At 64.6% G+C, this 9,804-nt stretch carries 11 protein-coding genes; 5 read left to right on the forward strand and 6 right to left on the reverse strand.

The annotated features are described in order from the left end of the window. The first annotated feature begins 79 nt into the window (after positions 1 to 79). Genes C4313_RS09050 through C4313_RS09060 form a run of 3 tightly spaced genes read left to right on the forward strand, consistent with a single transcriptional unit; the run spans position 80 to position 959 of the window. Entirely contained in the window at positions 80 to 610 is a 531-nt protein-coding gene (locus C4313_RS09050; RefSeq protein WP_352429538.1) for a hypothetical protein, read from the forward strand. Positions 611 to 627: 17 nt separating this feature from the next. After that, positions 628 to 786, forward strand: coding sequence for a hypothetical protein (locus tag C4313_RS09055; protein WP_352429539.1), 159 nt, complete (start codon positions 628 to 630; stop codon positions 784 to 786). Between the two features lie 20 nt (positions 787 to 806). After that, the gene (locus C4313_RS09060; RefSeq protein WP_352429540.1) at positions 807 to 959 is read left to right on the forward strand and encodes a hypothetical protein; all 153 of its coding nucleotides are present in this window, start codon (positions 807 to 809) and stop codon (positions 957 to 959) included. 96 nt (positions 960 to 1,055) lie between these two features. Here the strand turns inward: C4313_RS09060 and C4313_RS09065 are convergent, their stop codons facing one another. Further along, complete coding sequence (locus tag C4313_RS09065; RefSeq protein WP_352429541.1) at positions 1,056 to 1,445, reverse strand: hypothetical protein; 390 nt, start codon at positions 1,443 to 1,445, stop codon at positions 1,056 to 1,058. A 120-nt stretch (positions 1,446 to 1,565) separates the two neighbouring features. Further along, the gene (locus C4313_RS09070; RefSeq protein ID WP_352429542.1) at positions 1,566 to 2,882 is read right to left on the reverse strand and encodes a tetratricopeptide repeat protein; all 1,317 of its coding nucleotides are present in this window, start codon (positions 2,880 to 2,882) and stop codon (positions 1,566 to 1,568) included. Positions 2,883 to 3,078: 196 nt separating this feature from the next. On the opposite strand from C4313_RS09070, the gene C4313_RS09075 reads away from it, so the two are divergent. Next, positions 3,079 to 4,437, forward strand: coding sequence for a hypothetical protein (locus C4313_RS09075; RefSeq protein ID WP_352429543.1), 1,359 nt, complete (start codon positions 3,079 to 3,081; stop codon positions 4,435 to 4,437). 322 nt (positions 4,438 to 4,759) lie between these two features. Continuing rightward, positions 4,760 to 5,242 carry a hypothetical protein gene (locus C4313_RS09080; protein ID WP_352429544.1) on the forward strand — a complete coding sequence of 161 codons (483 nt, stop codon included), beginning with the start codon at positions 4,760 to 4,762 and terminating at the stop codon, positions 5,240 to 5,242. Positions 5,243 to 5,264: 22 nt separating this feature from the next. On the opposite strand, the gene lipB is transcribed toward C4313_RS09080, so the two are convergent. From lipB to C4313_RS09100, 4 genes are all read right to left on the reverse strand, one after another. After that, positions 5,265 to 6,062 (reverse strand): lipoyl(octanoyl) transferase LipB, encoded by a 798-nt coding sequence (lipB, locus tag C4313_RS09085; protein ID WP_352429545.1) that lies wholly within the window; start codon positions 6,060 to 6,062, stop codon positions 5,265 to 5,267. Between the two features lie 126 nt (positions 6,063 to 6,188). Then, the gene (locus C4313_RS09090) at positions 6,189 to 7,100 is read right to left on the reverse strand and encodes a tyrosine-type recombinase/integrase (RefSeq protein ID WP_352429546.1); all 912 of its coding nucleotides are present in this window, start codon (positions 7,098 to 7,100) and stop codon (positions 6,189 to 6,191) included. 36 nt (positions 7,101 to 7,136) lie between these two features. After that, positions 7,137 to 8,111, reverse strand: coding sequence for a TerC family protein (locus C4313_RS09095; protein WP_352429547.1), 975 nt, complete (start codon positions 8,109 to 8,111; stop codon positions 7,137 to 7,139). A 159-nt stretch (positions 8,112 to 8,270) separates the two neighbouring features. Next, positions 8,271 to 9,804: cation-translocating P-type ATPase (locus C4313_RS09100; RefSeq protein WP_352429548.1), on the reverse strand; the 1,534-nt coding region annotated here is incomplete at its 5' end.

Raw genomic sequence — 9,804 nt, forward strand, 5'->3', positions numbered from 1 at the left:
TTTGCCTCTGTTCCATCGTCCTCCGCCTTCATAAGATTGAGGGTGGGCAAGCAAATGACGCGCGTAAGGGAGGTGGCCCATGTCGCTGAGCCCACGGGAGTGGTGGAGCCTCATCCATGGAATGGGGCTGGGAGCCGTGTTCCTCCTGGCTTTCGCTGGAGGACTCGCCGGCCTGTGGAGTTTCCGGGCCGAGCTGGTGACCAGCGAGGGGATCCGGGAGCGCTTGCGCCGGCTCATGGCCGGCACCTGGATTATGGCCATGGTCGCCTGGCTCACCGTGCTCACCGGCACCTACATCGTCTATCCGTGGTACCGGGCCAAACCGCCGCAAGGGGCGGATCTGACCCTCTACCCTCGGGCCTATCTGTTGAGCCGGCCGGAGACCCGGCTCTGGCACACCTTCGGGATGGAATGGAAAGAACACATCGGCTGGGTGGCGCCCATCCTGGCCACCGCGGTGGCCTACCTGGTCGCGCGCTACGGGTCCCAACTGGCCCACGAGGATCGGATCCGCCGCGCCGTGATCGCGCTCTTCGTCCTGGCCTTCGCCGCCGCCGGCATCGCCGGTCTATTTGGCGCTTTGATCACCAAGGCCGCGCCGATCCGATGAGATCCCAGGAGGCTGCCATGCGCGCGCCGATGGAACGCGTCCCCAGTGGTATGGCCGCCGCCGCCTTTCTCGCGGCTGGCATCGGAACCTTCGTCTTGGGCCTGGTGACGTTTCTCGCTGAGGTTGTCTCAGGCTTCGCCCAGATCCTGAAGTTCTATCCCCCCGCCGGACCCTGAGCGGGAAGACCACCCTTTCGGTGCTGATCTGGTTGGCGGCCTGGGGCATCCTCCATCGGATGTGGCGGGAGCGGGAGGTCCATCTCCCTCGTATCCTCGCGGCCACCTTTCTGCTCATCGGCCTCGGCCTGCTGTTCATGTTCCCGCCGTTCTTTGCGCTCTTCGCCGAATGATCCCCACGCCCACGGAACGCTGGGGGGCCCGCCGCGCGGCGGGCCCCCCAGCTCACAAGCCCTCCGTCGCCTTGCTCGCGGAGCTTCTCTCTGCCCCTAGATCTGGTCGGCCATTCGGCGAAGATAGGGATCCTCATGAGCAGCCAGCCATTGGTGAAACCGCCGGCGCAAGGCCGCGGTCTGCCGACTATTCCGGGCGCCCAGATTCTTAAAGAGTTGCTTGATCGCCTCAAACACTTCCTGTAGAAAGCGAGAGTTAAACTTTGAAGCATAAGTCAAGGCCTCTTTAAGTGCTTGCTCTCCCTCCTTCGTTTTGCCCATCCATAATCCCAAGCGACCTTGCTCTTTCTTCGCAATGGCCAAGTGATAATAAAGCAAGGGGATCTCGTCACTCAAGCGTTCTGGCAAGGCCTTTGATCGATCTTCTGCGTCCACTATCTTTTCTTGTGGCTGGGGATCGAAAGCCAGCTTATAAATCTCATTCACCTCCTCTGTAACTTGGTCCCAGTCCTCTTCTGAGGGCTGATCACCCGCCTCCGCCACTAGCCATTGGCAAATAATGGTTTCACACTGCGCATAATAGGCCCAGTGCTTAAATTGTTCGAACTATTTCTGAGCCTCCCCCAAAAGTGTCCAAGACTGTTGGTGGTCGTTCAACTGCCACATGAGTTCTGCCAGTTCCATTTTGGCTTCAGGGATCCGAGAGTCCATTTGGATGGCCTCAATGAACTGCTTTGCTCGTTTAATCCAAGCCTGTGCCTGGTGCATGTCCGGTTGCCTAAGTTTAATCCGCGCAAGACCCAGGGCGATCATGGCCTCGATCAGCCGCGTGTCCCTTCCTTCTGCCCGCAGCTGGTTACAAATCTGCTGTGCTGTGTTATAAGAATCCTCAGCTTTTTCATATTGTCGTGCAATCCGATAGGCATCCCCCATATACCGGAAGGCCTTGGCCAATACCCATGGATCCAGGTCCTGACGGGCCTGCAATCGGGCGACCACTTCCTGGTGCGCCGCCACAGCCTGGTCCCAGCGCCCTTGTTGAAGATTTATCCAGGCTTGTGCCTGCTGGATTTTAAATTCTTCTGTGAAATCACCTAGTTGTGTATTGGCCACGCGGGCAAGTGAAAGCACATATTCCGCTCGCTTCGGCCACCCCTGAAGAAGATAAGTGATGGCCATCTTGCGATAACAACGCACTTTTCCATAAATCCCTTCCGGACCATTCAGCTGGTCATAGCACTCAAGAGCCGTGCGAAAATCCTGACGCGCCCCATCGAACTTGCCCATACGCCGATTCAGATCCCCCCGTAGCACAAGGACCTCCCCTTGGGCGCGCAGATCTCGGATCTTCTTCGCTTGAGCGATGACTTGGTCGATCGTTTCCAAGGCACGATCATATCGAAGCAAGCGATAATAAACGAAACCCTTGCGGCGGTTAAGTTCGAGGCTCAAACGATCGCTAAAATGATTGTCTTCCAGCTTGTTTGTCAACTGTTGGAGCTGATGGTTCGCCGTCTCCCATAGGCGTCCCTGGATGGCCTCATCCGTTGCGATCAGCCCTCCCAGTATCTCATAAAGATCCGCCAAAAATTTTTGAATCATTGCCCGAAGCTGGGGCAGCTTCTGAGAACGTTGGAATAACGTCTCGATCATGGAGGATAAAATCGGATTTTGTCCATAGCTTTCCTCGAGAAGCTGCAGGGACTTCTCCCATTCCTCTTCCTCTAGACGCGCAGGGCGCTCGTCTCGCAGGAATTGGATAATCTTCACCAGTTGATCTGGGGTGGGGCGCATACGCCCATGCTCCCATCGACTGATCTGTGAGGGATGAACTCCCAGCACATCGGCCATATATGTCTGCGATCGCCCCGTTTGTTCCCGCAGCCACCTTAACCACTCACCGAACGTCCGGTTCTCTGCCATCGTTACATCTCCCCCAAGATACTCGATTACTAATGATATGGCCCGCTCGGTCTCAGCTTTGCGATTTCTGCAAAAGATTTTGACAGGGATGCAACGCTTGCACCTCTGCAACATTTTTTGCTCAATTGGCAAAACATCCAGCGTTTCTCAGGCTACCATGAGGCCAGAACCAAAGGATTCCGAGAGGAGGTCCACCATGATCGGCGAAGGATTCCTCAATGGCTTCGACCTGCGCCTGGTCCCCGGGATCTGCCCGATTCTGATTCTGGTCCTCCTGCTGGCCCTCCTCCTGGTGTGGATCGTCCGCCGGTCGAGGCCCCCGCGCGAAGTGATCCTCCTATATCAACCGAGTCCAGCCTCCAAGTCACGCCGGCTTCGCCCCGAGCTGACCCGATCCGTGGCCCTCGTCGGCGTCGGGACCTTCGGGACCCGCCTCGCCGGCCGGTTGCTAACCATCCTATACTGGATGGGTCTCGACGAGCTGATCAGCGGGGTCCTCATCGTCGAACATGATGCGCAGCAGCGCATGAGGTTCCACAATGGGCTCCCGAGCCGCCGTCCTCCCATCCACTACGCCCATTCCGATGCCTTTGACCTCGGCTTCGCCAACCAACCCATTCCGGAAGTCCTCGAACAAATCGACCGCTGGGGACCTCCGATCACCCAAGAAACCGCCGAGTTCATCGACACCATCCTCCGGCGCACCGGCAACCGTCACCCCGGGCTGATCCTGGCTTTTCTATCCCTGGGTGGCCAGGCCCCGCTCTTTGTGCCCATCCTGGTCTCACTCAACCGACGCTTCCCCGATACCCCCATCTTCGTCGGGACCGCACTGCCCGCTTTCACCCCACTCCGGGAGCGGTTCCTGGACATCAAGCACCGGACCGACAGGATCGTTTGGGGATGGATCATGGCCGATAACCTCGCCGCAGAGCCTGTGGATCTCGACCTGGGGATGATCGCCCTCATCGTTGGGGCAGCCGGAGGAGCCCTCCACGAGGACACCCCTGTTTCCCTCAACAACCTCCTGAACCTCGCCCTGCCTCAGCGGGGCGGCCTCCTCACCTACCGGTTCCTCCGTGACGAGCTGCCCGCCTATTATTCCTCCAGCAATCGCCAGTTCTTCACCTATATCGATCCGGTGGTGAATGCGGTGCTCACTGGCCTCCGCCAACTCGACGCCGGCGCGGGCGTCCCGCAGGCCCGCCCGCCGGCCCACCCCGGAAGGGCTTTTGATGTCGTCCTCGCCAACATCGTCCCGGAGGGAATGCAACGAGTCGCCGATCAGGTCCGCGCTGGGATCCGGGCCCGCCGGGAGATCCTCAACCAGCCCCAACGGCCAGACTACGCGCCCATCTTCAGCACATGGGCCCTCCCGATCGAGGCGCGCCAGCCCAAATGTCACATCCTTGTTCTCCGGATAGAAGGGGTCGATCCTGGGGTGCCTCTGGAGGACATCGTCCGGTCCCATCCCGCTTCCCTCTCAGAATGGGGTGTCCAATCAGCGAAAGGAGGCTTCCATGAAGCCGCCCGTCCGAATACCGGACTCGCCTGAGCAGTCATCCTGGCTTTCTGACCTTCAGCGGCTCGTGCCTTGGCCCGTGCTCGTTGGAGCCGTGGGGATTGTGCTGCTGGTTGGGCTTGCCATACTCCTCATACTCCTCCCTGAAGGTCGACCAGCACCCACCCCTACAGCTCTCCCAGGCGCCGGGCCCTCCCTCCCATCGCCCTTCCCCACCCCGACGCCATGCGATCCATACACGGACCTCCTGGAGGCCATGCAACGATTGATCAGCAGCGTGAATTATGAAGCGGCTGCGGACCTGGGCTGGAAAACCCTTGAGGACCCGTCTCGGCCCGGATGCCCGGAGAGCCGGATGGAGGTGGCTCGGCTAGCCTATGAAGCGGAGATCGAGGCCATGTTTGCCCGGCCAGGAGATGGGGCGCCGCTCATCGACCGCTGGACCAGGGCCGAGCAAAGGGCTGATCGCTTCGGGCTTCCGCCCTCTAAACGCCGTCCCCCCCTTGCGATCGCCCAGCGGGCTTTCCATGAGCGCCGTTGGGAACTGGCCCGCCATGCCTTCCTGAAGGCGTGGGCGCAGGGGGCCTTCCGGACATGCGAGCCTCAAGTCAGCCAATTCTACTACGAGCTCCTCTGGCAGGGGGGAGCTCAAAAGGCGCGGAACCCCCAGACCCAGCTTCAGGGGATCCGGTGGTTGCTGCTGGCCCGTGATCTGAATCAGATCTGCCAGCTCGGCCGTCGAGAGGCCGACCGAGAGCTGGGCCGGCTGGGCCCTCTTCCGAGTCCGCAGCCCTCCTCAGAACCGGATCCTTACGTCGAAGCAGCGCGGGGGAGGTAACTAGGTTAGCGGGCCCCCGGCCTCACGGACCTTTTGCCTCTCCGAAGGGAGCCGTTGGGACACCGGCGGGGAAGGCCAGGGCCCACAGGCGATCGGGCGCCACCGGCTCCATCTCCAGCCCGAAGACGGCCCCGAAGCGCCGGGCCAGTTCCTCCTGCACGGCGGCCATCAGCCGGGCCCGCTGCCCCGCATCCTCCGGCTCCCCGATGCACATCGCCATCGAGACCACCCCTTTGTCCGGGATGCCGCAGGGGATGATGCCGGTGAAATACGTGAGGTCCGGGCAGACGTTCAGGGCGAACCCATGCATCGTGATGCCCCGGGCGTCCACCCGGGCGCCGATGGCCGCGATCTTGGCCGGGGCCCGCCGCAGGGCGGGTGGGCACCAGGCGCAACGGCTCATGACGTCGGGCTGCACCCAAACCCCGGGGGCGCCCGGGAGGGTCCCCGCGGCGATGCCGAAGCGGGCCAGCGCCTCGATCAGCATCTGCTCGATGCCGCGAACGAAGGCCGTCTTGTCGGCGCCCCGCGCCTTCAGGTCCATGATGATATAGCCCACGACCTGGCCCGGCCCGTGATACGTGACGTCGCCGCCCCGGTCGGTGGCCACCACCGCCACGCCCCGCCGGGCCCGTTCGGCCGCATCCCACAGGATGTGCTCGGGCCGCGCGGAGCGCCCCAGGGTGAACACATGCGGATGCTCCAAGAGAAGCAGCGTGTCCGGGAGAAGCCCCTCCGCCCGCCGGTCGGCCAACGCCCGCTGCAGCGCCCACGCCGCCTCATAGTCCACCGTCCCCAGGACCGACCACCACCCTTTCATCGGCGCCCTTCCCTCCGACCGCCGCGTTCCTGATGATGATAGCCCATGGCCGGGCCGCCGCGCCATCTTCCGTATCCGTCCCCCCAACGCCCCAAAAGCGGACGATACACGAGCGGTGCGGGGCGCTCAGGGCCCGCGGGGATAGCGATCGGCCAGGGCCTGCAGCCGACGCCGCGTCTCTCGCCACTGGATCTCGGAGAGGCCCAGTTTGCGGCGGAGGGCCTCGGGGTCCATCCCCCCTAGGAAATCCTGCAGCGCGCAGGTCCATCGCAGGGACTCGAACGAGAGGTGGTCCAGGCCGACGCGGGCGGCCACATCGTCCAGCACGTATTCCAAGTTGCGCGGCGTCCAGGGGAAAACGCGCCCCGCGATCCGATACTGCCGGAGGTATTCCTGGAACAGCGCTGGCCATTCGGGGGGCAGGGGGAGCCGGCGCTCCTTGTGGCGGTAGCGCGGATGGGTGTAACGGACCCACACCGCCGGCTCCTCGAACTCGAAATGGTCCAGGCGGAGGGCGGCCACCTCGCTTTTCTTGAGGCCGGTGTGGAGCAACAGCGTGATCAACGTCCGCGGCCGGGCGTCCCCCTCCCGCCGGATCGCCTCGGCGGCCTCCCGGACGGCCTGGATCTGGTCGGGGGTGAGGACCTCGGGGAGGGGCTCCGGGGCCTCGGGGTAGACCAGGCCCTCGGCGGGGTTGTAGGGGAGGACGCGGAGGTCCTCGTGCAGCCAGCGGAAGAAGGCCTTGAGGGAGGTGATGCGGCGCCGCAGCGATTTGGGGGAACAGGGCGCCCCCCGGCCACGCCGCAGCCAGTCGACGAAGGCGTTGAGATCCCGCAGGCCGACGGCCCCGATGGGCCGGCCATCGCCCAGGAAGCGGCCCAGCAGCCGCAGGTCATGGACGAAGAAATAGACGGTGTGCCGGGAGTAATCGCCGCCCCGCAGATGGGCCTCGAAGGCCGCACGGGCCTCCGCCAGCGGCGTCTCGGGTCGCAAGGGCGGCGGCGGGAGGGCCTCGAAGAGGCTGAGCTGTCGGGGCATCGCGGATCCTCCTCCCCATGCCCTCCGCGGGCCGGGTCAACGCCGCGCCTTCCCCTTCGCCGGCTCCTCGCCCAGCGGGAAGGCGCCGGCGTGGGCTTTCTCGTGGCGCTCGGCGGCCCATGAGGTCAGCCCGCTGACCAGTAGGACCGAGATCACCACCCCCAGGGAGAGGGCGGGCGGAACCTTCACCAGGTCCGAGAGCAGCATCTTGACGCCGATGTAAACCAGGATGAGGGAGAGGCCGAGGTGGAGATAGCGGAGGCGTTGGATCAGGCCAGCCAGCACGAAGTAAAGGGCCCGCAGGCCCAGGATGGCGAAGATGTTCGAGGTGTAGGCGATGAACAGCTCCGGGGTGATGGCCAGGACGGCCGGCACCGAGTCCAGGGCGAACATCACATCGGTGCTCTCGATCACCAGCAGGGTTAAGAGCAGGGGCGTGGCCATCCAGCGCCCGTCCTCCCGCACCAGGAAGCGCTGGCCGCGGTAGTCCGGCGCGATGGGGAGGAAGCGCCGGGCGAGGCGCAGGACCGGGTTATGCTCCGGGCGCACCTCCTCCTCCACCCGACGGGCCAGGCGGATCCCGGCGTAGACCAGGAAGGCGCCGAAGACGTAAACCATCCCGTGGAACGCCTGCAGCAATTGCACGCCGGCGAAGATGAACGTGGCGCGCATGGCCACGGCGCCCAGGATGCCCCAGAACAGGACCCGATGCTGATAGGCCGCGGGGACGCCGAAGTAGGCGAAGATCACGGCGAAGACGAAGAGGTTGTCGACGCTGAGGGATTTCTCGACCAGATAGGCGGTCAGGAAGTGCAGCGCCGGCTCGGGGCCCCAGGCGAGGAGGATGAAGGCGTTGAAGACCAGGCCGGTCAGGATCCAGACGACGCTACAGGCGATGGCCTCCTTGAGACAGACCTCATGGGCGTTGCGATGGAACACGCCCAGATCGACAGCCAGCATGGCGATCACGACGGCGTGGAAGAGCAGCCAGGCCCACAACGGGAACGTCATCGGGCTTCAACCTCCAGGTCCCCTCGATGGTCTCGATGCATCGGGGCCCTCCCCTCTATTTTCCGCCCATCGGCTGGGATCGCCCAATCCGGAGGTTGACCAGGGCCGCCCCGGCGATCCAAGAGGAGGGAGGTCCAGCGCCCCTGAAGCCGTCTTGGGTTACGAAGGCAACGGCCCCAGCCAGCCCCGGCGCTCCGCGGCCTTCACCCATTCCAAAACCGGCACGACGGTCGTCGCCGCCGCGAGGACGATGGCCCAGTCGATCGGCGGCAGGGGATAGATCTGGAAGGCCTCCCGCAGGAAGGGCACGTAGATCAGCAGGAGCAACATCATCGTCTCCCACAGGATCGCGCGGTTCAGCCAGCGGTTGGCGAAGGGGCGCCGCAGGACCGAGTGGCGGTCCGAGCGGAAATTGTAGGCTTTGAAGAACTGGATCAGCACCAGGGAGACGAAGGCCATGGTCATCGCCTCCGGCAGGCCCCGGCCGGAGCCCAGGGCCCAGGCGAAGAGGGAGAGGTTGACCAGGGCCGACCACAGGCCGCCGGCCAGCATCAGGGCGACCACCGGACGGGTGAAGATCCCCGCCCGAGGAGGGCGCGGCGGCCGCCGCATGAGGTCCTCCTCCGGCGGGTCCACGGCCAGGGCCAGGGCGGGCAGGCCGTCGGTGGCCAGGTTGACATACAGGATCTGGGCGGCGGTCAGCGGCAGCGGCAGGCCGGCCAGGCTGGCGCCGGCCATCAGCAGGATCTCTCCGACATTGGAGGAGAGCAAATACATGAGATATTTCTTGATGTTGTTGAAGATCGTCCGCCCCTCCTCGACGGCAGCCACGATGGAGGCGAAGTTGTCGTCGAGCAGGACGATGTCCGCCGCCTCTTTGGAGACGTCGGTCCCGGTGATCCCCATGGCCACCCCGATGTCGGCCTTCTTCAGGGCTGGGGCGTCGTTGACACCGTCGCCGGTCATGGCCACGATGTGCCCTTTCTTCTGCAGGGCCGTCACCACCCGCAGCTTGTGGGCCGGTGAGACACGGGCGTAGACCGCGATGTCCTCCACTTGGGCCTCGAAGGCCGCGTCATCCATGGCGTCCAGTTGGGCCCCGGTGATCACCCGGCCCCTCTGCAGCAGGCCCAGTTCCCGGGCGATGGCCTCGGCGGTGTGGGGATGGTCGCCGGTGATCATCACCACCCGGATGCCGGCCTCCTGGCACTTCCGGATGGCCTCCCGGGCCTCGGGGCGCGGCGGGTCGATCATCCCCACCAGCCCCAGGAAGGTCATCCCTTCCTCCGCGTCCTCGGGGCGGGCGTCGGCCTTGTCGGCGACGGCCAGCACCCGCAGGGCCTCCCCGGCCATCGCCCGCGCCACCTCCAGGATCTGCTCCCGGCCCGCCGGGGTCAGGGGGACCTCCCCGGCCTCCGTGAGCAGCCGCGCGCATCCCTCCAGGATCACCTCGGGCGCCCCCTTGGCCGCCGCGAAGACCCCATCCGGCCCCCGGTGGAGGGTGGTCATCCGCTTGCGCTCTGCGGTGAAGGGGATCTCGTGAACGCGGGGGAAGCGGGCCTCCAGGTCTTCCACCGCCAGGCCGGCCTTGGCCGCCGCCACCACCAGGGCGACCTCCGTGGGATCCCCCTGGGCCTGCCAGCGGCCCTCCTCAGGGCGGAAGCGCAGGCGGGCGTCGGAGGCCAGGGCGGCC

It is taken from the genome of Thermoflexus sp. (assembly GCF_040289485.1).
Lineage (GTDB): Bacteria > Chloroflexota > Anaerolineae > Thermoflexales > Thermoflexaceae > Thermoflexus.